The sequence below is a fragment of the Thalassobacterium sedimentorum genome (genome assembly GCF_031127905.1).
GTDB lineage: Bacteria > Verrucomicrobiota > Verrucomicrobiia > Opitutales > Coraliomargaritaceae > Thalassobacterium > Thalassobacterium sedimentorum.
Window position 1 is genome coordinate 54098 of the sequence record NZ_JARXIC010000012.1, and the last position, 22424, is coordinate 76521.

Genomic DNA, 22424 nt, shown 5'->3' on the forward strand with positions numbered 1-22424 from the left:
TGACTAGTAGGTTAGTTTGTTTTCCGTTAAGATTAGGTCGTCTTGCAAGTTGCGCAGCGGACGTATATTGGCTTTAGCCAGTGCATCGTGGTAGGCCTTCACAGCTTCCTGAGGCTGGATTTCGCCATCAGTGATTCTGCGTAGGAATTCGATGAAGATCAGTGGGTGTTCAGATAGGTTAATCTTGCGACCAAATAGAGCGACTTTGGCGCCGTATTTTTGAGCATCATGAATCAGTTGGAAGGCATCGAGTGTGGTCCCCGAACTGCCCCCTAGAATACCTACGACCAGGTTGCTGTCGTAGGATACGAGTTCTTCCAATGGACCGGGGCCGTTGTAAGGGATTTTTAGAAAAACCGGACGTCCAACCTTAGTGACACCCGCGAGGCAGCGAATGATACAGTCGTTTAGAAAGCCGCCGACTTGCTTTGGGTCGAACCCGGGATTCACGTTGGGATTGAATACTTCCAAGAAGTAACGAAATTTCTTTTTTTCGGCTTCCAAACGAAAGTCCTGAAAGGCTTCGAGTGCCGCATAGTCTTGGTCGAGACTATTGGTGAATGTGATGGAATAGAGCCCGAGATCTGCACCGGTATAGGGCTTGTTGAAATTACTCTCGGTTTTTCCGTACTTGATATGATCCAAGGTCGCGGTTCGGAAATGTCTCGATGGCTGTGAGGCGTAGTTGCCTCCGCGGACGGCCCACACATCGGTAGTGTCATTGGCACGGGCCGCGGGGGTGATGGGAGAGTTTTTAAACAAACCTTCCTCCATGCCCAGGCGTTCTAGATTGGATGCAGAGAGTAAAACGATATCCACTAGCTGTTGTTTGACCACTGCGCGTATTTGCTCGTGGTATTGAGCGAGAGTTTTGTAGCAGCCCTCTGCCTGGTTGTAGCCATGTGGGCATTCTCCAGCACGGTTAGGACCGGGAGCCATGATACCAAAGGCCATGTCGGCATCTTTCGCATCTGCGATGATGAAGTCGTTTCGAGTGTCGGTGCCCTTTGAAATGCGGGCCAATTTTTGATCTAGCGTTTTAAGTCTCATAATTAAAGTTTTTGAGCGAGGTGTAGGTGCAGTTGTTTGCCGAGGGTGCGAGCCGTCGCGGCCTCGAGATCCTCATCGATGATGCAATGGTCGAAGTCGGACCATTGTGCGAAGCGCACCGGGGCCCGCTTTTCCCATTTTGAATGGTCGCAGAGTAGGATTGCGTTCTCGCTGGCGCGCATGGCCTGTTGTTTGATGGAGGCTTCGTGTGTCTCTGTTGTGAAAGCCCCACGATATGTGTCGATGGCGCTGGCTCCGATGATTGAGTAATCAAAGTGCAGGTTTTCCAGCCAGTTTAATGGGGTCGAACCAATCAGAGCGCGTGAGACGGCACGTAGTGAGCCCCCAATCACTGTGACGTTCGCATTGTAGTTGCAGGCTTCGACCACGATTGGGATCGAGTTAGTAAAAATATGGCAATCGTTTCGGCGCAGTAGTCGCCGAGCCAGTTCCAAGCAGGTAGTGCCTGAATCGATATATACTGAAGTATTACTGGAAATCAGATCAAGTGCGCAGGCTGCGATGGCTCGCTTTCCTTCCGGCGCTGACAGTGTTTTTTCGATGAAGGATGCCTCATGTAATGCTTCGGGGCGAAGGAGTGCGCCGCCATGGGTGCGCACCACCTTGCCGCGTTCGACAAGTTCCGATAGGTCGCGGCGTAGTGTTGCCTCCGAGACCCCGAGTTCGTGCATTAAGGTCGCCGATTTGCATTCAACCTCTGCGGAAAGTAGAGATAGTATACGCTGATGTCGTGGGTTGTTCATTTTTAGGATGAACGTTTTTGACTGAATCGGTCATGCTGTCGAGCGTTTTTGTTGTGGGAAGTACATGCACAAGCGAAGGCGAGTACTCGCCTTCGCTTGTGAGCTCTGAGAGCTGATACAAGAGCCCGCTTTCCCCGTGAGCTCTCAGCATCCAAAATAAGCGGATTGATTATCCGGAAAAGCTGCTAAGTGGTTGTGGATGTACGGTCCCTTGCGCAGTTTTCTGAAGAGTTTGGATTTCCGTTTCAACAGCTGTGACTGCTTCCTTAGTATCCAAGGCTTCGATTGTGATATTTGTGGTGCGCGACTCGCCTCCGGCTAAGCTGAGAACGCGGCCTTGCTCTCTTTCAAATCGGCGGGAGTTCGGGTAATTAGTCGCTGGTTCCAGGCCTGTCACATAGCCATCCGCTTCGCCTGCTGTATTTTTCCATAGCGTGAAGCAAGGAAAGTCTTTCAGCGAGAAACGCAGGAGCGATGCTTGATCACCTGTGGCGTTGCGTAGCATGGTGATGGTATTTTGAGCATCGTCCTTGCCTGCCAGTTCGTAGAGATATGCTTGTTCGACAAAACCGATCTCAGGAGCGGCGTATGTATCGAAGCTAGTGATACCCTCGGTCGAGCGTGGATCGCGAGGAGCGACTTGTTTGAATGGCGCGACCAGGCGTGCATCTTTCTCTAGTAGTGGAGCTCCGTAGTTAATGTGGTAGAGCATTTGGTGCTCCTGAGGGTTATTACCGAGGTTCGTAACCGTGTCGGTGATACGCATTGCTCCGGAGCCAAACTCGGTGCGGATCTCGGTATTGAGGCGCAGGGCGGGACCAAACATCATGGATTCGTCAACTTCACCACGAAGGATGATCGCCTCGTCAGTGACTTCGATACTGACCGCGCGGGCGGGCACGTTGGCGATGTTGCCATGTAGTGTGAGTGGCACTTCAAACTCGTTGCCACTGTAGTCGAGTACGGTGTCCATGCCCGGGGCCCCCATGCTATTGAGGCCACAACGTACGAACCATTCATTGAAGCCTTTGAGCCAACCGAGGCCGCCGCGATCCTGCAGGTTAATAAAGGCGGGGTTGACGGGATCTTTGACGGGTGAATTCCAGCCGAGTTCAACGTCGCCCGATTGTCCTTTCCAGATGCCCATGCCGCGAGTGGGCAGAACGGCGAAGGAGAGCTTGCCATTGTTGATTTCGACGACTTGGACGCCCTCTTGTAGGCCGCCGCGTAAGGTATAGCTATTTACAGACCATTTTGTGCGACTTTCGCCTTTAAGTTGAACGGCTTTGAATCCTTCGCTAGATTGAGGGTCCAAGAGGGGCAGTTTATAAAGTGTTTTCATAATCGTTTCCTATGTTGGGTGCTTCCTATTTATCTGAGGCTTTTTCGATTTGAGCGATCAGCTCTTCTTTGGTCGGGCCTGTGGCGTGGGTGACAAAGAAGGCAGTGGCTGCGTTGGCCATGACTAGACGCTCTTTGATTGGGAGATCTCCCAAGGACGCACACATGTAGCCACCGTTGAAGCTGTCGCCAGCACCAGCGGAGCGAATCACATTTGTTTGACGCTCCTGTATGGCATAGGCTTCGCCATCTGCGGCGCTGGAGGCTGCTGCGAATTCGGGGGTATGTACGACCAGTTCGTCGAAGCCGATCTTTTCGCGTGCGATTTTTAAGCTGGCTCCGATTGTTGCGGGGTTGAGTTCCGGGCGTTCGATACCGATTCTTGAGCACAGTTCCAATACCTCGTGCTCGTTGAGGCTAAAGGTCATGGGGATCTTGCTGTTATAGGACTCGATCAGTTTGAGTGACTTAACGAAGGACTCACTGGATTTTTTCTTGATATCAGCGAAGTCAAAAAACATGCGCCGCGGTGGCGTGAGTGTTTCATACTGCTTCATGAATCCTTGGAAGAATCCGTCAAAGTCGGCGGTGAGGGACCAGTAGCCGAGGCCTAAAAGATCTACGTCGGAGAATAATTCTTTGAGCTGTTCTTGGCTGAAGTGCTGTTCAAAGTCTGCCCAAGTGAGACTGGAGACCGCTTCGAGGTTGGTCATCAGTAATTTTCCATCGCCAAACTCGATGGCAATTGTCAATGCGGGGTCTCCGAGTGAGTGCAGTTCACAGATGGCTTCAAATTCTGCAAATGCCGGATCGATATTGGCTTTGCCATACAGGCCGGGCAGGCGAGGTTTGAGACCTAATATCGCAGCGATACGCCCTGAATTGATCCCGAATCCGCCTTCGCAGCGGCGTTTAGGGACGAGTTCGACGCCCACGCCTCCGTCGGCACGATCGACCAGCAGTTCGCCGAATTGTTTTAAATGTTCAATTGCAGTAAATTCGGTCAGACTTTTGCGCTCTTCGACGATCTCGTAGGTTTCGTCGACGAAACCGTCGCATCCGAGCAACACGTTTCCGCTGAGGTTGTTAAGATATTCGGCGTATTTCTGTATATCACTGTTCATAGTACTCTCCTGTTGGATGTTTAGTTACTTGTTTTCTATTGGTAGAAAAGGGGGATGGTTAGTAACTGGGCTGTGGTAGTCAGCAGAGGATGAGTCGAACCTGTGGTAGTCAGGGCAATACGAGCGCAATTTGAATGCCGGGCCCGTGTACACCTTCGATCAGGATGCCTTCTACGTCGGCTGTTTTGGAAGGGCCGGTCGCAAAGATGATCGACGGATCGTCGCCAAAGCGTTCGATGGCAGCGGGAATGTTGGGAACGATGTCAGCTTCCTTGAGCACGGCGATATGAATCCATGGTGCTAGAGCGCCGAGGCGAGCGGAGGTCTGCGTGTCCTTCAGCATGATGGTACCGCTTTCAGCGATGCCAGCACTGCCTTTAGTGATGCCAAAGGCATAATCATTGATCTTCGCATGGTCGAACTCGGTGTCGAATGCGATAGCTTCGCTGCCCTCGAAGAGAGCGGCGAGTGCAGGATCGCAATAGCCGTAAGTGCTGCCTTCTTTGACGAGGAATGCGATGAGGGCATCGACTTGGTCGAAAAAGCGGCTGCTGGCAAACGTAAGCTTGTCGGCAAACTGTGCAGTTAAACTATCAAACTCGCCGGAAGGATTACAGATTACCAGGGATGGGTCCCAATCAGGTTTGGCTGTGCGTTCGGGCAATGGATCGAGTGCCGCACGTATGGCGGAAAAGATTTTTTCTCTATCAGAACTCATGGTGAAATTACTTTCTATTTTTAAACCATTTACGGAATTCACCGCCTTGGAATTTAGGCAGTTTACGAGCGCCTTGCCAGGATTTAGCGGAAGGGTGGGGCACTAATTCGGTAGGAATATAGTTCATGGTATGCCCCATCGACAGTGCTGTTTTCCACATGGTTGGTTGCGAGCAGAGTGTCGCCCACATCACCAGTGAAGGGGTGCCCTTCATTGCTTCTTTGGCTCCTTCGCGCTTCGCTTTGTCGCGCAGGCGCAGTAACAGATCGGGAATGGGAATGTTGACTGGGCAGACTTCATTACACGCGCCGCAGAGACTGGAGGCTTTGGGCAAGTCGGCTAGTTCAGGGAAGCGATTACCAGCGAGTAATGGGCTGAGCACCGCGCCGACAGGACCTGGATAGACGCTGCGGTAGGCGTGTCCACCTGACTGACGATAGATGGGGCACACATTCAGGCAGGCTCCGCAGCGAATGCAGCGCAAGATTTCCCGACAGTCGCTGGCCAATACTTCGGTGCGACGATTGTCGACGAAGATGACGTGCATCTGTTCAGGACCATGAGGTTGACCGGGATGCTTGGGGCCTTTGATAAATTGATTATAAACAGTCAACTGTTGACCGGTGCCGGAGCGCCCGATCAGGTTCAAGAAAAGGCCAAGGTCACGGTCGGTAGGCACTAGCTTTTCAATGCCGATCACTGCGATGTGAATTTTGTTGGCCGCCATACAGAAGCGTGCGTTGCCTTCGTTTGTTACCAAGACAATGCGTCCACTTTCGGCGGAGACGAAATTGCCGCCAGTGAGGCCGACATCAGCGTCGATGTATTTTTGACGCAGGTGCTTGCGTGCGCGGCGTGTGATGGTTTCCGGATCGTCATTGTAGTCGCCGAGGCCTTCGCGCTCAAAGCTCTTGGCGATACCGCGGCGGTTCTTGTGCACGATGGGCGTGACAATGTGAGAAGGGTGGTCGTCGTCGATTTGTAGAATGAATTCGCCGAGGTCGGTTTCGATGACTTCTTTGCCATTCTTCTCGAGAAACTTCAGCATGTGCGTCTCTTCAGTCAGCATGCTCTTGGACTTTACCATGCTGTGTGCGCCTGCCTCGTTCATGATGCTGAGTACCTTGGCATTGACGGCATCGTCATCAACTGCGAAGTGTACCTGAGCTCCGTTGCGTTTGAACGAGGCTTCGGCTTGTTCTAGATAGGTGTCTAGATGTTCGAGTGTGTGTTGTTTGACCAAGCCTGCAGTCTCACGCAGCTTATCCGGATCGTCGTAGTCCCGTTGGAGCGTGGCATAGCGGCGTTCAGACTTGAGCTTTGCGCCCATGAAGTTGGAGTCGTGGACCTCGGAGTCGAGGTCGCGCGCGGTGCGGTCGATTTGTTGCTGAGTCTTCATGGCTTAGATTTTACCGGCGTTCTTTAAGGAGTCGCGGAGGATTTGAGCGACGTGCATACGCTTCTGTGGGAAGCCTTGTTTTTCCATCATACCACCGAAGTGCATCATGCAGCCCATGTCAGCTGCGGCGACGATATCGGGTTTGCAGGCGGTGAGTTTCTCAATTTTGAGCGTGCCCATGCTGTTGGAGATATTGGGAAAACTGACCGCGAAGGTGCCGCCGAAACCGCAGCACTGTTCGGTTTCGTCGATCGGTTCTACCGTGAGACCCTCGATGGTGTTCAAGAGCGTGGCCATCGCCTCAGGGCTACGTGAGCCGCGTAGGTGACAACTTCGGTGCACTGTAATCTTCGCGTCAAACTTGCCGGGCCATTCTGTGACGCCGAGGCCGAACACGATAAAGTCGAGCAGTTCCCAGGTGCGATTGGCGAGCGCTTGAATATCGGGGAGATCGGCTTCTTTTTCGAATTCAAGCGGGGCCCCATGGTAAATCATGGCGGCGCAAGAGCCCGATGGAATCACGATCGGTTTATCGCCGGCAAAGACTTTTGCGGTATGGCGAACGACCTTGCGAGAGCTAGCCCAATCCCCCGCATTGAATGCAGGTTGCCCACAGCAGGTCTGGCCATCCGGGAGCTCGATGTCGCATCCGAGGAACTCGAGCACTTCAACAGTGGCTTGTGCGACGTCTGCGTAAAAAGCATCGCACAGGCAGGTCGACATCAATTGAATCGACTTGCCCGTGGGGCGATTGGAGGGGGTGTGGAGCATGCTCATATTTCTATATAATGTTCAAACGTGGATATTGGGCACTAAAGTGCTGCAAATCTCTCTTTGGCGCCGTCCCAGGCGGCACTGTCTTCTGGCTGATAGATTTGGGTGGGGAAGGATTGGTCGACGATCGTACGTCCTTCATTAAGTGTGTTAATGGTGCCGTCTGCGAGCATTTGTGCCATTATATTGCCTAATCCGGTCGCTTCGACTGGGCCGGCTTTGACCGTCGCACCGATCGCACAGGCGGTGAATTGATTGAGTAGCTTATCTTGGCAGCCGCCTCCTACGATGTGTAGGCAATCGGGAGTTTCGTGGGCGTAGTGACTGAGCTTGCTCCATATTTCGGCGTAGCGCAGGGCGAGACTTTCGTAGATGCAGCGAATGACTTCGCCCGGTGTTTCGGGCACTTGCTGTTTGGTTTCGCGGCAAAATGCCTGAATCTTTTCTGGCATGCGGCCGGCTTCAGCGAAGCATGGGGCGTCGGGATTGATTAGGGAGCGAAAGGGGGTGACTTTTTCAGCGAGGCCTGCCATTTCGGCATAACCATAGTCGTGCCCGTTGTTGAGCCAATAGCGGCGTGATTCCTGAATGAGCCAGAGGCCACAGATGTTCTTCAAGAAGCGCACGGTGCCGTTGACTCCGATTTCATTGGTAAAGGCATCGGCGAAAGACTGTTCCGATATAATTGGCTCGGCCAATTCCAGCCCCATTAGTGACCACGTGCCACTACTGAGGAATGCGGGTGTCTTGGCTTGGCTGGGGACCGCCGCAACTGCGCTAGCAGTATCATGTCCACCGACGGTAACGACTTTGAGTTTTTTTAGACCAGTGTAATCTTGCACGCTGGTGCGTAACTGCCCGAGACTATCGCTTGCATCACTGATTTTCTTGAAGAGTTGCTTTGGTAAGTTGAGGCGTTCGATTAGTGAGTAATCCCAGTCTTTCTTGGTTGGGTTATATAGCTGTGTGGTGCTGACGATGCTACGCTCTTGCGTCTTTTGACCGGTCAGCCAGTAGCCGAGTAAGTCAGGGATAAATAGTAGGTCTTCGGCGATGTTGATGGCTGGATTCCGCTTTTCAACCTCAGAGAGTAATTGAAAGATGGAATTAAAAAACATGAATTGGATGCCGGTGGCTTCATAAATTTCTTTCTTCGATACCTTCTCAAAGGCGGACGCCATCATGCCGTCGGTGCGGTTGTCACGATATTGGTAAGGCGTTCCGATCAGGCGGCCGTCAGCGTCCAGAAGGCCATAATCGACGCCCCAAGTGTCAATGCCTACACTGATTGGTCGATTGCGGTATTTCTTTGCAGCTGCCTTCAGGCCATCAAGTATATTTTGGTAGAGGTCTGTAATGTTCCAATGCCAGCCGTCAGGTAACTCGATTGGTTTATTTTCGAAACGGTTTAGCTCGTGGAGTTCGATGCGTTGACCGTCAAATTCTCCAGCAAGGACGCGTCCGCTGCCGGCCCCGAGGTCGACGGCGAGATAGATTTTTTTCTCTGACATGTTAGTGTGATGTATCGTTTGGCAGTTGTGGGTAGCTTTGGACCGCAATTGTGAGTGTTTAGGCAATTGTAACAGTGCAACCTTGCGTACGAAGGGCTTGGATGAATTGCGGGTTGGCATCTCCATCGGTAATGATTTCGGAGATGTCATGTAGATTCGCGAAGAAATATTCGGAGCTCTTGTTGAGTTTAGTTGAATCAACGAGCAGTACGGTTTGCTGCGCCATTGTTATTAGGCTTTCTTTGAATACTGCTTGCTGTTCAAAGCCTTCGGATGGGCCGCGATTGATGTCGAGTCCAATGCAGGATACAAAGGCGCAGCTGATGTTATGTCGACGTAGCATATTATAACTGTCGCCGCTAATAAAGGTCTGTGTTTTTGAATGATAGTTGCCGCCTGTGGAGATTAGGTCGATTTGTTCCATCCCAACCAGCTGGTCGATCACAGCATAGGCATTCGTTAGTACGCGGTAGGGGAGGTCGGGGAGCATCGTTACTAGTTGAAAGCTAGTCGTGCTACTGTCGAAGGCGTAGGTCTGTCCTGGTTGAATTCGTTCCAGTGCCGCTTTGGCGATGGCATCCTTTTTCGCAACTTCCAGTAAGCGTCGTTCCGTAAAGGATTGAAGCTTCGGGCGGCCGTTGAGACTGCTGGCGCCGCCATGCACTCGGCTTAACTGCTGGTTCTCAGCCAGAACTTGCAGGTCGCGGCGGATTGTTTCGTCGGTCACTTGAAACTCTTCTGCCAAGTCGATTGTACGTACGGTGCCGCGTTCTTCTAGGAGCGTGAGTATTTGCTGTTGGCGTTCGGGGGCGAGCATGGTTGTTAATTTTTGTTTTATTTGGGAAAATGCAAGAAATATGTTGACTTATGTGGGTAAAAAGTGGATTTCTAGCTTAAATTCCAACTTTATAAAGATATTTGTATGAGTCAATCACCCCTAAATCGTGCTCAAGTTGAGCAATTGGTGCGTCAGAGCCTTGCCCGTTTTGTTGGTCAGGGTAGTTCCCAGTCGGGCCAAGGTCCGAATCCTTTAGTGGTTAATATTAGTGCGCGTCACTGTCATTTGTCGCAGAAGTCGGTTGAAGTTCTCTTTGGTAAAGGGCATCAACTTACACCTAAGAAATGGTTGTACCAGGAGGGGCAGTATGCCGCTGAGGAGTCTGTGACGTTGATAGGGCCGCGCAGTCGAGTGATCTCTAACCTTAGAATTCTCGGCCCTTGTCGGGACTTTGATCAGGTGGAATTGGCGGCAACGGATGCGATTTCACTTGGTTTCGATATCCCCGTTCGCAATTCTGGTGACATTGCTGGAACACCTGGCTGCATGTTAATGGGGCCTGCAGGTTTTCTTGAAATGAATGAGGGCGTGATTCGCGCTGCCCCGCACGTTCATATGGCGCCAGAGGATGCTGCGTATTACGGCGTCGAAAATAAGTCTTTCATGAAGCTGCGGATAGGCGGAGACCTGGGCCTAACATTTGATAAGATTTTTGTCCGGGTAGATCCTTCATTTAAGTTGGAGGTCCATATTGATACGGATGAAGGCAATGCATGTGGCTTTACGCAAAAAACTCCCTGTGAACTTATTAAATAAGTGCTTGTATCATGACTTTATTGGTCATGTGTCAGCATTTTCCCACTTTTCGCTTTTGTAGCGTTTAATTCAAACACAACACAACCAACCCACACATATTATGAGTGAATCCATCGGATTAGTAGAAACAAAAGGTCTCACCGGCTCAATCGAAGCCAGTGATGCTATGGCTAAGGCAGCTTCGGTTAGCCTTGTGAAGCAAATCTCTATCGGCGGCGGTTTTTTGACCGTTCTCGTTAAAGGAGATGTCGGCAGTGTAAAAGCAGCTGTTGAAGCGGGAGCCGAAGCGGCAAACCGCGTTGGCGAACTCGTCGCCTCCCATGTGATCGCGCGTCCGCACGATGACTTGATGAAATACTTTGAAGCTTAACCCTTAAAATCGGGAGATAAAATATTATGGCAAAACAAGCAATTGGAATGATCGAATGTAAAGGGCTCGTGAGCCTTATGGAAGCATGCGATGCCGCACTTAAATCAGCCGACGTCACTATGACAGGCTACGAAAAGATTGGTTCTGGCCTGGTTACTGGCTTTTTCACGGGCGATGTTGCTGCTGTTAAGGCTGCTGTTGAAGCCGGTGCAGATGCTGCTGGTAGTATTGGTGAAGTGGTCGCTGTGCAAGTGATCCCACGTCCACACGACGACCTTAGCAAGCTCGGCAACTGGATTGCCTAAGCTTCGCCGTTCTTCAGTGATCGGTTTTTAGTTTAACAACCGAAAACTTGTTAACTGGAAACTAGTAAACTCCTTCTCCTTATGAAGATTCTTATCGCAAACCTTGGTTCCACTTCATTCAAGTATCGTCTATTCGATATGGATGATAGTAACGCTGCGCAACTCGCCAGTGGTGGCTACGAACGCGTCACCGACTATACTAGCTGCATCGAAGCGATGCTGGAAACTTTAGTCGGGGAGGGACATCTTCAATCGGGTGAGGAAATCGATGCCGTCGGTTTTAAAACCGTTCTGGGCAAAGACCTCAGTGGTTGTGTTACAGCGGATGCGCGCGTCCTTGAAGCCCTTGAAGGTTTCAAGGAGGTCGCGCCCGCCCACAATCCTGCATATGCAGCAGGGATTCGTTGCTTTGCAGAAAAATTACCTTTGGTCCCGCGGGTCGCGCTCTTTGAGACGGCCTTTTATCAGTGGATGACTCCGGCCGCTTATAACTATGCCATCCCGCAAGCTTGGCGCGATTTGGGCATTCGTCGTTATGGTTTTCACGGAGCCAGTCACAAATTTGTGGCGGAGCGCTCGGCGGAAATGCTAGGTAACGAAGGTGTTGCCGACCGCGTGCGCCAGCTCTATGTAGACGGCCCCGGCCAATATGAGGGCGCTCCCTTGCGCGTGCTCTCTTGCCACCTTGGCGGTAGTAGCTCCGTAACCGGGATTCAGAATGGCGTCGCCATCGGAGCTAGCATGGGCTTTAGCCCACAAGGCGGCTTGCCACAGAATAATCGTGTCGGCGATCTTGATTCGATGGCCATCCCTTACGTTTGTAAGATGTTGGGCATCTCCGTCGAAGAAGCGGAACGTCAACTCAACAAAGAAAGTGGTTTGCTTGGGCTCTCAGGAGTGAGCAATGACGCTCGTGATATCTGCGAAGCGATTGAAGCGGGGAACGAGAATGCGCAACTTGCGATCGACGTCTTGATCGATAGCATTCGCCATTGGGCAGGTTCTTTCTTCTTCAAAATGGGCGGTGCCGAAGCGATTGTATTCACCGCAGGTATCGGTGAGAATGATGCCGATCTGCGTGCTTCGGTTTGTGCGGGGCTTGAAGATCTTGGCGTACGGATTGACCCGGTCGCCAATGCCGCAGCAATACGTGGTGCCGAGGGTATTATTAGCAGCCCGGATTCAAAAATTAAAGTGCTTGTGATTCCTGCCAACGAAGAACTCGTCATTGCACGGGAAGTTTTTCGCAAAGTAAAAGCCAGCTAACTTTATTACCTAAATTTTTTATCAATCTAAATTCAGACAATTAACATTAACCTACAAAAATATTATGGCAAAACAAGCAATTGGAATTCTCGAAACTAAAGGACTCATCGGTCTCGTTCAAGGCACAGACGCTATGCTCAAGTCAGCAAACGTCGAACTCGCTGGCCCTATGAAGGGTGTCGGTAGTGCACTGGTCAGTGCCGTCGTCACTGGCGATGTCGCTGCTGTAAATGCTGCGATCGAAGCAGGCGCCGAAGCGGCTGGCCGTTACGGTGAAGTCGTGAGCGCACACGTGATCGCTCGTCCTCACGAAGATGTTGAAAACGTCGTGCCTGCTCTTAAGTCCGCTCCTAAGCGCGCTGCTAAGTAAACTCCGATGTACCTCGGAAAAGTCATAGGATCCGTCGTCTCGACGAAAAAAGATGAGTCCATGCGGGGGCGTAAGCTCCTGATGGTTCGCCCCATGTTAGTCGATCCGGAAGATCCCTCTAAATTCAAGCCCGGTAGCAATACCATCATTGCGATCGATACGCTCGGCGCAGGTGAGGGGGAACTCGTCATGCTTGCGCAAGGCAGTTCGGCCCGTCAGGCAGAGGGTTTGAAGCAACTCCCCGTCGATGCTGCCATCGTCGGCCTTATCGATACGGTCAGCATCGGAGGTAAGAAGACTTACGAAGCCAAGAACAGTTAATAAATAGAAAGAATTTTATATGAGTCAGTTGAATGAAGCCGCAATACGCGATGTGGTGAGCGAAGTGCTCGCACAGCTCCAGTCTAAAGGATCGCTTGGAATGCCGACGATCCAAGTCCGTCCCGGAAAGCATGGTGTTTTCGATGATGCCGACCAAGCCGTATCCGCTGCTCGCAGCGGCTTTGAGCAGCTGCAGAAGAAGGGATGGGGTGCACGCACTCAAATCGTTAATATTGTTAAGAAGATGTGTGTCGACAACGCAGAGCGTTGGGGCGATATTGAGTATAACGAAACAAAGATTGGACGTCGTGCGCACAAGCCTTTGAAGTTGCAGGGCGTTCAGAATGTGCTGGGACCAGAGTATCTGGTGCCACAGGGCATGAGCGGTGATTTCGGTATCACGATGGATGAAGCGGCTCCTTGGGGCGTAATCGTAGGGGTGACACCCTTGACACACTCCGTGCCGACTATTGCGGGTAATATCATCAACATGGTGGCCGCAGGAAACTCGGTGGTCTTCAACCCACACCCGGGGGGCGCTGCGGTGGCTGCATTGGCAGTCAATGAAATCAACGAGGCGATCCAGGCAGAAACAGGTATTACCAATTTGGTTTGCACTATTGAAAAGCCGACGCTGGATTCTTTCAATGCACTGTGCTCGCATCAGGATGTTGACTTGCTCTGCATCACGGGGGGCCCTGGTGTGGTGGATGCGGCCATGAAAACTGGTAAACGCGCAATTTGTGCAGGCCCGGGCAATCCTCCGGTTGTTGTCGATGATTGCAGCGCACTTGATTTCGATCGTGTCGCGCGTGACATCATCACTGGCGGTGGCTTTGATAACAACCTTCTTTGTATTGCTGAGAAGCAAATCATCGCAGTGGCAGACTCTTATAAAAAGACGCTGGATGCAATGATTCGTCAAGGTGCGGTCTTACTGAATGCTCAGCAGCTCGAAGCTATCAAAAAAGAAGTCTTCGACTTCAAGGATGGTGTTGGCTGTGGCAGTGCGGTTCTGAACCGCAAGTGGGTGGGTGCGAATCCAGATGCATTAGCTCGCATTGCTGGTCTCAACCTAGATTCCAGTGTTGAGATGCTGATTGCGGAAACAGATGCCAACGACCCATTTGTTCAGGAAGAGCAAATGATGCCTTTGCTTCCAATTGTTCGTGCCAACGACTTCAGCCAAGCGCTGAGCATCGCTAAGCAATCCGAGCACGGTGATAAGCACTCTGCTATGATCCACTCTATGAATGTTGAGCGCTTGACACAGATGGGGCAGGAAATGGATACCACGATCTACGTGAAGAACGGCCCCTGTGTGGCCGGTCTCGGTATGGGCGGTGAAGGCTTTATTAGCTACTCCATCGCCACGACAACCGGTGAAGGTATCACGACACCACGCACCTTCACACGCTATCGTCGCTGCACATTGGTTAACAACCTCAACATTGTAAGATAAGGTCAGCTCTCCTTTCGCAAGTTTCCCTTCTCAAGTCTCAAGTCTCAGGTCTCTAAAATCTCTAAACTATGATACTCGCCCGCGTAGATGGCCATGCTGTGATCAGTATCGGTCACTCCAGCCTTAAGGCTCAGAAGATCGTGCTGTGTACGCCGATAGATGAGCACGGGGCGGACGCGGGATCGCCTTTCGCCGCACTCGATCCGATCGGAGCTGGGCAGCATACACGAGTTTTCATTACCACCGATGGTTCGTGGACGCAAAATTCTGTTCACGATGATACTTCACCCATACGCAACCAAGTCATGGGCTTGGTTGACGACGCAGAATGAAAGTAGGTAAAGTCATCGGTAATGTAACACTCAGCCATGCGGACTCTGGTCTACGTGGCGGACGTTATCTTGTGGTGATGCCTCAGGGGGCCAAAGAGTTGACTGGGCAAAACCCAAGCGGCCTTTCCGACGCCTGGGCGCTGGTTGCCTATGATAACCTTGGGGCCGGAGTCGGGGATGATATCCTCTATGTTGAAGGCGCCGAAGCTATGCAGCCTTTTGAGCATCGCACGCCGCTTGACGCGATCAGCGTCGCACTTCTCGACACTTATCGCTATGAGCCGCCGCAAAGCGGAGGATAGCAGCCCTTTCATGGCCAGCGCACGCATTCTCAATTCCAGCAAGTTATCCTGATAAATAATTAACTTTAACGATATTTAACCGAAAACCGACCAACTAAACACTGGTCAACCCATTATAATTATGAGCAAACTCTACACCGCAAAAGATCTCGAAAAAATGATCAAGCAAGGCCAGTGCCTCAGCACTGTTCCAGAAAATGCAAAGCTCACGCCGATGGCGCGCGACATTCTACGCAAAAATAAGGTAAAGCCGGGGGCCGTTGCAGCACCTTCAGCAGCACCAGTGGCGTCTGCTTCAGGTACGCCACGTATTCATAACCCGGAGTTGCCGATTGCCGAATATAACTGGAAGCCAGGCGGGGATCCCAAGACTGCGGCGGAGCTTGAGAAATTCTTCTACTCTCCGGAGATACAAGCGATTAAAGAGCGCATGTGTGGTATCGGTAAGCGGATTTGGAGTAAGGGCTATGTCGATGGCAATGGTGGTAACATCACTGTTCGCGTAGGCGATAATATGGTGCTTTGCACACCAACACTTATTTCCAAGGGCTTCATGACAGCTGATGATATCTGCATGGTCGATCTCGATGGAAATCAAATCGCAGGTACACGTCCACGTACTTCTGAGGTCAATACACACCTAGCAATTATGAAGGCTGAGCCTAAGGCAAAGTCTTGTGTGCATGCGCACCCAGTTTATGGCACTGCATTTGCAGTGGCTGGTGTGGTGCCTCCAGCTTGTTTGATTCCTGAGCCTGAAGTTTTCTTGGGTGTCATCGGTCTCGCTAGCTACCAAACTCCAGGTTCTCCCGAAAATGCTCGCGAAGTCGGCGCACTCGCAAAGAAACACCAGTCTATTCTCATGCAGAATCACGGTGTGATCTGCTGGGGGAAGGATGTGGAAGATGCCTACTGGAAGATGGAAAACACAGATGCCTTCTGCCAGACTGTTGCCATCACGATGCAAATCGGTGGTCCTAAGCAATACGGTCCCGATAAGTTGAAAGAGCTCATCGAAATCCGTAAGAAGTTGGGCATGCCAGATTCTCGCCTCGACGAGTTTAAGGAGTGCGAACTTTGTGACGCGGGTGAAATTACCGTGCACACTCAGCCTCAACCCTCTGCCTGTAGCTGCAACCCAGGCAGCGCTTCGACAGCAAATGCGGACGAGGCTTTGGTCCAGAAGATCACTGATATGATCATGCAAAAACTCGGTTAGAGGAGAGCGGTTCTATCTGTTACCGGTTGTTCTGTTCTCAATTATACAACCTGCTGGATTAACTGCCCCCTCATCAAGCGAAAACCACACAAATAATTCTTCTTATGAAATCAAAAGCACCTATTCGTGTCGCCGTTACCGGCGCGGCTGGTAATATCGGCTACGCACTTCTCTTCCGCATTGCATCTGGTCAAATGTTTGGTCCGGATCAACCTGTTGCGCTGAACTTGATTGAAATCGAACCTGGTATGGCTGCACTTAAAGGTGTTGCGATGGAATTGGATGATTGTGCATTTCCCTTGTTGACTGAAATTGTCCAGACCTCCGATCTTGCGGTAGGTTTTAAGGATGTCGATTGGGCGCTTCTAGTCGGCTCCGTGCCGCGTAAGCAGGGAATGGAACGTGCTGATCTACTTGGTATCAATGGCAAGGTCTTTGTCGGTCAGGGGAAAGCGATTAACGACAATGCCAAGCCAAGCGTGCGTGTGCTCGTGGTCGGTAATCCCTGCAATACCAACTGCCTGATTGCGATGAAGAGTGCGCCGGATATTCCAAACAATCAATTTTTTGCGATGACTCGATTAGACGAGAATCGTGCCAAGACACAGTTGGCACAAAAGGCGAGCGTGTCGGTTAAGGAAGTTTCCGAGCTTTGTGTTTGGGGCAATCATAGCCCCACAATGTTCCCCGACTTTTATAACGCCAAGATCGGTCGTCTCAAAGCCACTGATGTCATCACAGATAAGGCTTGGTTGACAGACACCTTTGTGCCTGTCGTTGGACAACGAGGTAAAGCGATTATTGAAGCACGTGGTGCATCGTCCGCTGCTTCGGCTGCGAATGCAGTGGTGGATACTGTGCGTGATTTGTGCACACCTACCCGTGGTGATTTTCACAGCGTCTGTGTGATTTCCAATGGTGAATATGGCACGCCTGCAGGTCTGATTACATCCATGCCCATCAAAGTCGATGCGATTGGTAAGTGGCGTGTTGTCGAAGGCGTTAACCTGACAGATTATGCGAAGGAGAAGATTGCCGCTTCCAATCAAGAGCTACTGGATGAGCGTGAGATGGCCTTTGGTCAACTTGGCCTCAGCATCTAGCGGTTTCGTGCATATAATTTGATACCAGGCACCTTTTATCAGGTGCCTGTTTTGTTTCCACCTGAATATTCAGTGTATATCAACTGAGCTAGCATAACTTTTTTTGTATGAATGTAAGTAAAGAGCAAATTGATCGCATTGTGCGTGATGTCATCGCAGGTGTTGGCGCGCAGAATAAAGCACCACAAGCTGCGCCCGTCGCATTGAGTTCCGCGGCTAAGACAGCCCGGGCTGCGGTGCTGGTCGAGCCGCGCAAATTTGAGATTAAGGAATTTCCGATTCGTGAGATCGGTGAAGATGAGATATTGGTCAAAGTCGAAGCATGTGGGGTATGCGGCACCGATGTACACTGTTATAAATCGGATCCCTTTGGTCTTACGCCGAACGTGCTCGGGCACGAAGGCACGGGAGAAGTCGTCAAGGTCGGTAGCGCCATCAAGATGGATAGCGTCGGCAAGCCGGTGAACCCTGGTGATAAGATTGTCACCAGTTTGTTGGAAACCTCGCCCGACTGCTTGGTGGCCAAATACAATCCTGCTAAAGCCAACTTAAGTGATGACCTCAAAGTCTATGGCTTGCTACTCGATGAGCCGGATAATCATTTGAACGGCTACTTTGCGGAGTATATGATTATACGTCCTGGTTCCTCCTTTTTCGTGGTCAATGATATGAGCGTTGAGCTACGTTGTCTGATTGAGCCTGCCGCTGTCGTCTGCCACGCCTTGGAGCGTGCTAAGAGCTGTGGCAACAATCGGTTGAATTTCCGCACCCGCGTGGTGGTGCAAGGCTGTGGGCCCATCGGTTTGTTGATGATTGCAGTGCTGCGTGCACATGGCGTGAATAATATTATCGCACTCGATGGAAATCCCGAGCGCCTCGAAATCGCTCGCAGCATGGGAGCCGACGAAGTGATCAACTATAAGGAGTATTCCGGCATCGACGAGATCGCTGAGAAGGTGAAGAGCCTGACTAAAGGACTCGGTGCACACTGGGGCTTTCAAGTTACTGGTGTGCCTGCGGCGCATGCGAATCTCTATAAGTTGATTCGTCGCGGCGGTGGTATCTGCGAGGTCGGTCACTTTGTGGATGGTGGCGAGTGTGCGATCAACCCGCACCGCGATATCTGTGCTAAGGAGATCTCACTGGTCGGTAGCTGGGTGTATAACAGTTTTGAATATCCCAATGCCTACCATTTTCTGCAGCGTGCCGAGCGTATCGGCTTGCCTGTTTCTACTTTGATCACTCACAAATTTCCGCTGGATCAAATAGACGAAGCGATTCAAGTGAACTTGCGCCAAGAAGGCATAAAGGTAATCGTTGAGGCGAAGTAATATAAATTCGCCATTTTCTCGGATATTACGCGCGGTATCTTTGGGGACTCCCGCAGTTCGGTCTCCGGGGGCAAAGGCAACTAGCGGAGGATTCGAGCCAAATACATTAAAAAAGCTAAAGGGAGCTGCTTAGGAAGAGCGTGTTTCGATATACATCCCGAAGGCACACGTGGGTGCGCTTCGCGATAGAGCAACTACAGCCAAAACTGGGAAGGTTCAACTTTGAATGTTGAATGATGAATGAAAGTGCACGCACGGCGCGATTTACTCGACTAGTTCGCCGACGATAAAAATCGCACCTGCATACCAATAATGAGGGGTATATTTTGCTGGATTCTTGTCGTAGTCAGCACGATTTCGTTCGAATAAAATGTCGCGTTTATCCAGTTCTGTGTCGAGCACTCGAATGGACACCGTGTGAATGCGGTCTTCGAGGTTATTGCCGACTGATAACCTGGCTAGGCGCTGGTAGGTGCAGTAGCCGTCCATACGAGTACGAATGCTTGTTTGACCATCGAGGGTGATTTCGATCTGGCTGCTATCGTAGCCAAGCCAGTCGTAGATGGCGACTTCTGTTCCCTTGAATTTGAAGGAGAGCGTGGCTCCGGGCGCTAGGCGATAGAGTTGCTTCATTTCCTTCTGGAAACGCTTGGAGCCTTCGCGGCGCATATCGGTGTAATCGCCTGAAAGATATTCAGAGATGAGTGGTATTTGCTGCGCGTTTTCTAAATTGTCTGCACGCATGGGAGTCATCAATTTGTGTTGAACTTTACCGGTAGTTTTTTGGATTTTTTTTAAGGATCGAATGAGTGCATCTGTGTAGAGTATATGGCCAGTTTCCACGTAGGGGTGCACGCCATCTTTTGAGAAAATGATGCGGCCTTCTTCATCGGTGGCGAGTTCGGCTGCCTCGTTGAGTTCGTCGCCGGAGACACGTGTCATCGGGGCATCTGTTTTCATGATTAGCTTACCTGCTTTTTCTAATAAAGCGGCTTGATAGCCCATGTGGACGCTGGGGATGTCGTAGTGATCGGCAATTTCTTCCATGACACTTGCAGAGCGTTTCATTGCGCCATCTGCCAGGGTGGTTGAATCCCGAAATGTCATAGTATATACGAAGCAGATGTCTGTTTGAGGGTTGGATTGCCAGGTTTTACGGACGATCCCTTCCATCGCTTGTATTATTTTTGTCGGCTCGGCATTCGCATCATTGACCGCAAACTCGATAAAAAGTAGGTCTGGCTTGTGGGCCAGTGCATCATTTTCGACACGGAATACGCCGAGATCGGAGCCGGTGCCACCGATGGCGGCGTGGATGCCCTTGATGTTGGCTTTGGGATATTCTTTTTCAAGCCACTGTTGGCTTAGAACGCGCCAGCCCGCCTGGGCAGTAATACTGCCGCCGAGATAGGCGATCGTGAGGTCTTCGCCTGCATCGAGTTTTTTAAAGAAATTGGGTAATCCACCACGCGCAGTAAACTCGGTTGAACTGCGTTGAGGATAGTCGGCTGCCAAGCTCATTTGAGGTTGTAATAAGGCTACGACTAGCAAGGTATAAATCCAAGTTTGGCAAGTATGCCAAGTCTGTGGAGTGAGTAACTGAAACAGTGATGATTGTGAGGTGGGGTGACAGTTGCGGCTGAACATAGTCGTGAATTTGTAATATATTTTTAATTTGTTCCAGCTAATAGACACTCAATTTATGAGTCTGGAGAACACATTGACAATTGCTGTTGGATGCGGGTTTCTTGTGTCTGAAGCTTGCATACTCGTAAGCTTTGTTCTCACTGAGGGGATGCGTATTCTGTTTATCACATCCGTGTTTTCCATACTGTTAGCTCTGTCTGCCGATGCGGCAGCCGTTCAAGGGCGTGTTCTTTCTGTATTATCGGACACGCGTTCAATTGAAGTCGAGCTGACTGAATCGGAGGACATAGAGCTCGTGACAGGAACGAAGCAGACTTTTCGTGTGGGTGCAGGAGATCTTACAATTGGTTATCAGGGGCGTCTGATTAAGGGTAATGCTGCTTATTATGGTAAGCAATGGCATCTGGAGCAGGTTTTCCCTCTGGATGGGCAAGGTGCCAAGGCCGCCCGTGATGTGAATCAGCAGTTGCATCAGGCTACAGCGAGTATGAGCCGTCGTAAATATGTGAAACAGGGAGATTACATTCCCAACTTTGCGATGATTGATCAACACGGGAACTTTCTTCAGGCACGTCAATTACAAGGGAAGCCTTTTATACTAAATTTTATTTTTACCCGTTGTACGGTGCCAACGATGTGCCCGGCATCGAGTACTCGTATGTCAGCGATGCAAGATGCCGCAGGTGAAGTCGGCCTCGATGAGCTTCAGTTTGTCACGATTACCTTTGATCCTGCTTTTGATTCTCCAGGTATTCTTAAGCAGTATGCAGCAGGCTATGGGATGGAGCCGGAAAACTTTTATCTTTTAACTGGTGAGCCCTTGGTGGTGGAGGATTTACTGCGCCAGTTTGGCATTCTGACTATGGATGAAGAGGGTACCATCAATCACACGATGGCGACCCTGCTAGTAGATGCCAACGGACGGGTTGCGTATCGTAAAGAAGGCGCTACTTGGAGCACTCAAGAATTCCTTGAAGCAGCGAAGAAGCTGTAGACAGGGACTATTCTATAGTTTCCACAGTTTCTCTCCTGGAGGTTTATTAGGGGATTTTATTGTTTACGATCGGTTTCATTTTCGCACTCGACGTGGATGTTTTGGGTGACGGTTTCATTGAACATTCCACTTGCGCCGAGTTGTTGTTTCGGCACATTGAAAGAGTATCGCTTATGCCCAAACCTACTACTCCATCGCTTTCTATGAATACCTGTCTCTCTGTGGGAGTTCTCAGCGTATTTTTTGTCGCGGCATATTTCGTTTTACGTGCTTTGCCTACTGCACAGTGCGGATTCTTGCACTATGAAGAGATTGTGAATGCGGAAGGCGAAATTGAGCTTTGTGCCACCAATCATGCAGGATTCATTGATCTGACACGTTTCACTTACCCACTGGTCGCACAGATCGGGATTGAATCTCCAATATCACTAGGATCTGAAACTCAGGTTCGGTTGAGCTTAGAGACCCCTGGTGGCATGGAAATCGCTCCGCATGAGTTAGCAGTGACACATACTGAGAAAATGCATGTGATGGTGATTGACCCCTCTCTCGAAGATTACCACCATCTGCACCCAGAGGCGGTTGGTATCGGTGGAGATTACCAATTTAATTTCAAGCCAACACGCTCTGGTAATTATCGTGTGTTTACCGAAATTGTGCCATTGAGGAGTCGCAGACAAGCGATTGCGCTCTCGCAACTTGAAGTTACAGGTGAGTCAGAGATGCCTGAGTTTGCGCGTTCGACTGAGAGTATCGTCCATGGCGTGCGCTTTGAGCTATTGGACGCGCCTGAGGTTTTACAGACGGGGCGTGATTATCGTTTGGAGTTACAGGTGACTGCTACGGCAGGAGACGAGATCGTGCTAGAGACTGTAATGGGGGCGAAGGGGCACATGGTGGCCTTTGATGGTGAGGGCAAAGGATTTGCTCATATGCATCCGATTGATAGCGTGGCATCGGTGCGTACGGCAGGTTTAGGAAGTGCAGCCGCAAAAAGCACTGGCTTAGCATTTTTATTTAATGTGCCGAACCCAGGCTGGTATCGGCTTTTTGCACAAATACAAGTGAAGGGGGAGCCAGTGTTCGGGCGTTTTGATCTCAAGGTAGAATGATCTCAAGGTAGAATG

Annotated in this window: 24 protein-coding genes; 14 read left to right on the plus strand and 10 right to left on the minus strand. The window is 50.7% G+C overall.

The genetic code is table 11. From position 1 onward, the window contains the following. Window positions 1-3: 3 nt before the first annotated feature. The 9 genes from QEH59_RS08935 to QEH59_RS08975 form a co-directional block, all read right to left on the minus strand. The gene (locus tag QEH59_RS08935) at window positions 4-1050 is read right to left on the minus strand and encodes a hypothetical protein (RefSeq protein WP_308985020.1); all 1047 of its coding nucleotides are present in this window, start codon (window positions 1048-1050) and stop codon (window positions 4-6) included. Window positions 1051-1052: 2 nt separating this feature from the next. Next, window positions 1053-1814 (minus strand): DeoR/GlpR family DNA-binding transcription regulator, encoded by a 762-nt coding sequence (locus QEH59_RS08940; RefSeq protein ID WP_308985021.1) that lies wholly within the window; start codon window positions 1812-1814, stop codon window positions 1053-1055. Window positions 1815-1983: 169 nt separating this feature from the next. Then, a complete protein-coding gene (locus QEH59_RS08945) occupies window positions 1984-3156 on the minus strand; it encodes an aldose 1-epimerase family protein (RefSeq protein WP_308985022.1) in 1173 nt (390 codons plus the stop codon). 25 nt (window positions 3157-3181) lie between these two features. Beyond that, the gene (locus QEH59_RS08950; protein WP_308985023.1) at window positions 3182-4279 is read right to left on the minus strand and encodes a PfkB family carbohydrate kinase; all 1098 of its coding nucleotides are present in this window, start codon (window positions 4277-4279) and stop codon (window positions 3182-3184) included. 109 nt (window positions 4280-4388) lie between these two features. Further along, window positions 4389-4997, minus strand: a complete 609-nt coding sequence (locus tag QEH59_RS08955) for a LutC/YkgG family protein (RefSeq protein ID WP_308985024.1) — start codon at window positions 4995-4997, stop codon at window positions 4389-4391. Between the two features lie 7 nt (window positions 4998-5004). Beyond that, the gene (locus QEH59_RS08960; RefSeq protein ID WP_308985025.1) at window positions 5005-6396 is read right to left on the minus strand and encodes a lactate utilization protein B; all 1392 of its coding nucleotides are present in this window, start codon (window positions 6394-6396) and stop codon (window positions 5005-5007) included. 3 nt (window positions 6397-6399) lie between these two features. After that, complete coding sequence (locus tag QEH59_RS08965) at window positions 6400-7173, minus strand: (Fe-S)-binding protein (protein WP_308985026.1); 774 nt, start codon at window positions 7171-7173, stop codon at window positions 6400-6402. 35 nt (window positions 7174-7208) lie between these two features. Then, a complete protein-coding gene (locus tag QEH59_RS08970; protein WP_308985027.1) occupies window positions 7209-8681 on the minus strand; it encodes a rhamnulokinase in 1473 nt (490 codons plus the stop codon). A gap of 58 nt (window positions 8682-8739) precedes the next feature. Next, window positions 8740-9498 (minus strand): DeoR/GlpR family DNA-binding transcription regulator, encoded by a 759-nt coding sequence (locus tag QEH59_RS08975; protein ID WP_308985028.1) that lies wholly within the window; start codon window positions 9496-9498, stop codon window positions 8740-8742. Window positions 9499-9603: 105 nt separating this feature from the next. Between QEH59_RS08975 and pduL the strand changes: the two genes are divergently transcribed. From pduL to QEH59_RS09035, 12 genes are all read left to right on the plus strand, one after another. Continuing rightward, complete coding sequence (gene pduL / locus QEH59_RS08980; RefSeq protein ID WP_308985029.1) at window positions 9604-10275, plus strand: phosphate propanoyltransferase; 672 nt, start codon at window positions 9604-9606, stop codon at window positions 10273-10275. A 100-nt stretch (window positions 10276-10375) separates the two neighbouring features. After that, a complete protein-coding gene (locus QEH59_RS08985; protein WP_308985030.1) occupies window positions 10376-10645 on the plus strand; it encodes a BMC domain-containing protein in 270 nt (89 codons plus the stop codon). 26 nt (window positions 10646-10671) lie between these two features. Beyond that, entirely contained in the window at window positions 10672-10950 is a 279-nt protein-coding gene (locus tag QEH59_RS08990) for a BMC domain-containing protein (protein WP_308985031.1), read from the plus strand. Window positions 10951-11031: 81 nt separating this feature from the next. Next, window positions 11032-12216 carry an acetate/propionate family kinase gene (locus tag QEH59_RS08995; RefSeq protein WP_308985032.1) on the plus strand — a complete coding sequence of 395 codons (1185 nt, stop codon included), beginning with the start codon at window positions 11032-11034 and terminating at the stop codon, window positions 12214-12216. A 64-nt stretch (window positions 12217-12280) separates the two neighbouring features. Next, window positions 12281-12586 carry a BMC domain-containing protein gene (locus tag QEH59_RS09000; RefSeq protein WP_308950880.1) on the plus strand — a complete coding sequence of 102 codons (306 nt, stop codon included), beginning with the start codon at window positions 12281-12283 and terminating at the stop codon, window positions 12584-12586. A 6-nt stretch (window positions 12587-12592) separates the two neighbouring features. Then, window positions 12593-12907, plus strand: a complete 315-nt coding sequence (locus QEH59_RS09005; RefSeq protein WP_308985033.1) for a EutN/CcmL family microcompartment protein — start codon at window positions 12593-12595, stop codon at window positions 12905-12907. Between the two features lie 19 nt (window positions 12908-12926). After that, complete coding sequence (locus tag QEH59_RS09010) at window positions 12927-14369, plus strand: aldehyde dehydrogenase (RefSeq protein ID WP_308985034.1); 1443 nt, start codon at window positions 12927-12929, stop codon at window positions 14367-14369. Between the two features lie 68 nt (window positions 14370-14437). Then, complete coding sequence (locus tag QEH59_RS09015; protein ID WP_308985035.1) at window positions 14438-14701, plus strand: EutN/CcmL family microcompartment protein; 264 nt, start codon at window positions 14438-14440, stop codon at window positions 14699-14701. Next, on the plus strand, window positions 14698-15003 hold the full coding sequence (locus QEH59_RS09020) for a EutN/CcmL family microcompartment protein (RefSeq protein WP_308985036.1): 306 nt from the start codon (window positions 14698-14700) through the stop codon (window positions 15001-15003). The genes QEH59_RS09015 and QEH59_RS09020 overlap by 4 nt, the downstream gene beginning before the upstream one ends. 121 nt (window positions 15004-15124) lie before the next feature. Continuing rightward, window positions 15125-16222: a class II aldolase/adducin family protein gene (locus tag QEH59_RS09025; RefSeq protein WP_308985037.1), complete on the plus strand. Its 1098-nt coding sequence runs from the start codon at window positions 15125-15127 to the stop codon at window positions 16220-16222. A gap of 104 nt (window positions 16223-16326) precedes the next feature. Further along, on the plus strand, window positions 16327-17325 hold the full coding sequence (locus QEH59_RS09030; protein ID WP_308985038.1) for a malate dehydrogenase: 999 nt from the start codon (window positions 16327-16329) through the stop codon (window positions 17323-17325). A 107-nt stretch (window positions 17326-17432) separates the two neighbouring features. Then, window positions 17433-18656 carry a zinc-dependent alcohol dehydrogenase gene (locus tag QEH59_RS09035; RefSeq protein ID WP_308985039.1) on the plus strand — a complete coding sequence of 408 codons (1224 nt, stop codon included), beginning with the start codon at window positions 17433-17435 and terminating at the stop codon, window positions 18654-18656. 264 nt (window positions 18657-18920) lie between these two features. On the opposite strand, the gene QEH59_RS09040 is transcribed toward QEH59_RS09035, so the two are convergent. Further along, window positions 18921-20303: an SGNH/GDSL hydrolase family protein gene (locus QEH59_RS09040; RefSeq protein ID WP_308985040.1), complete on the minus strand. Its 1383-nt coding sequence runs from the start codon at window positions 20301-20303 to the stop codon at window positions 18921-18923. Window positions 20304-20451: 148 nt separating this feature from the next. Between QEH59_RS09040 and QEH59_RS09045 the strand changes: the two genes are divergently transcribed. Both QEH59_RS09045 and QEH59_RS09050 read left to right on the plus strand, forming a co-directional pair. Beyond that, complete coding sequence (locus QEH59_RS09045; protein ID WP_308985041.1) at window positions 20452-21297, plus strand: SCO family protein; 846 nt, start codon at window positions 20452-20454, stop codon at window positions 21295-21297. A gap of 203 nt (window positions 21298-21500) precedes the next feature. Further along, the gene (locus QEH59_RS09050) at window positions 21501-22409 is read left to right on the plus strand and encodes a hypothetical protein (RefSeq protein WP_308985042.1); all 909 of its coding nucleotides are present in this window, start codon (window positions 21501-21503) and stop codon (window positions 22407-22409) included. Window positions 22410-22424 lie beyond the last annotated feature (15 nt).

Bases quoted from the DNA above. Each gene is read 5' to 3' on its own strand.
- QEH59_RS08935 (WP_308985020.1), bottom strand. From the start codon at position 1,050: ATGAGACTTAAAACGCTAGATCAAAAATTGGCCCGCATTTCAAAGGGC.
- QEH59_RS08940 (WP_308985021.1), bottom strand. From the start codon at position 1,814: ATGAACAACCCACGACATCAGCGTATACTATCTCTACTTTCCGCAGAG.
- QEH59_RS08945 (WP_308985022.1), bottom strand. From the start codon at position 3,156: ATGAAAACACTTTATAAACTGCCCCTCTTGGACCCTCAATCTAGCGAA.
- QEH59_RS08950 (WP_308985023.1), bottom strand. From the start codon at position 4,279: ATGAACAGTGATATACAGAAATACGCCGAATATCTTAACAACCTCAGC.
- QEH59_RS08955 (WP_308985024.1), bottom strand. From the start codon at position 4,997: ATGAGTTCTGATAGAGAAAAAATCTTTTCCGCCATACGTGCGGCACTC.
- QEH59_RS08960 (WP_308985025.1), bottom strand. From the start codon at position 6,396: ATGAAGACTCAGCAACAAATCGACCGCACCGCGCGCGACCTCGACTCC.
- QEH59_RS08965 (WP_308985026.1), bottom strand. From the start codon at position 7,173: ATGAGCATGCTCCACACCCCCTCCAATCGCCCCACGGGCAAGTCGATT.
- QEH59_RS08970 (WP_308985027.1), bottom strand. From the start codon at position 8,681: ATGTCAGAGAAAAAAATCTATCTCGCCGTCGACCTCGGGGCCGGCAGC.
- QEH59_RS08975 (WP_308985028.1), bottom strand. From the start codon at position 9,498: ATGCTCGCCCCCGAACGCCAACAGCAAATACTCACGCTCCTAGAAGAA.
- pduL (WP_308985029.1), top strand. From the start codon at position 9,604: ATGAGTCAATCACCCCTAAATCGTGCTCAAGTTGAGCAATTGGTGCGT.
- QEH59_RS08985 (WP_308985030.1), top strand. From the start codon at position 10,376: ATGAGTGAATCCATCGGATTAGTAGAAACAAAAGGTCTCACCGGCTCA.
- QEH59_RS08990 (WP_308985031.1), top strand. From the start codon at position 10,672: ATGGCAAAACAAGCAATTGGAATGATCGAATGTAAAGGGCTCGTGAGC.
- QEH59_RS08995 (WP_308985032.1), top strand. From the start codon at position 11,032: ATGAAGATTCTTATCGCAAACCTTGGTTCCACTTCATTCAAGTATCGT.
- QEH59_RS09000 (WP_308950880.1), top strand. From the start codon at position 12,281: ATGGCAAAACAAGCAATTGGAATTCTCGAAACTAAAGGACTCATCGGT.
- QEH59_RS09005 (WP_308985033.1), top strand. From the start codon at position 12,593: ATGTACCTCGGAAAAGTCATAGGATCCGTCGTCTCGACGAAAAAAGAT.
- QEH59_RS09010 (WP_308985034.1), top strand. From the start codon at position 12,927: ATGAGTCAGTTGAATGAAGCCGCAATACGCGATGTGGTGAGCGAAGTG.
- QEH59_RS09015 (WP_308985035.1), top strand. From the start codon at position 14,438: ATGATACTCGCCCGCGTAGATGGCCATGCTGTGATCAGTATCGGTCAC.
- QEH59_RS09020 (WP_308985036.1), top strand. From the start codon at position 14,698: ATGAAAGTAGGTAAAGTCATCGGTAATGTAACACTCAGCCATGCGGAC.
- QEH59_RS09025 (WP_308985037.1), top strand. From the start codon at position 15,125: ATGAGCAAACTCTACACCGCAAAAGATCTCGAAAAAATGATCAAGCAA.
- QEH59_RS09030 (WP_308985038.1), top strand. From the start codon at position 16,327: ATGAAATCAAAAGCACCTATTCGTGTCGCCGTTACCGGCGCGGCTGGT.
- QEH59_RS09035 (WP_308985039.1), top strand. From the start codon at position 17,433: ATGAATGTAAGTAAAGAGCAAATTGATCGCATTGTGCGTGATGTCATC.
- QEH59_RS09040 (WP_308985040.1), bottom strand. From the start codon at position 20,303: ATGTTCAGCCGCAACTGTCACCCCACCTCACAATCATCACTGTTTCAG.
- QEH59_RS09045 (WP_308985041.1), top strand. From the start codon at position 20,452: ATGCGTATTCTGTTTATCACATCCGTGTTTTCCATACTGTTAGCTCTG.
- QEH59_RS09050 (WP_308985042.1), top strand. From the start codon at position 21,501: ATGAATACCTGTCTCTCTGTGGGAGTTCTCAGCGTATTTTTTGTCGCG.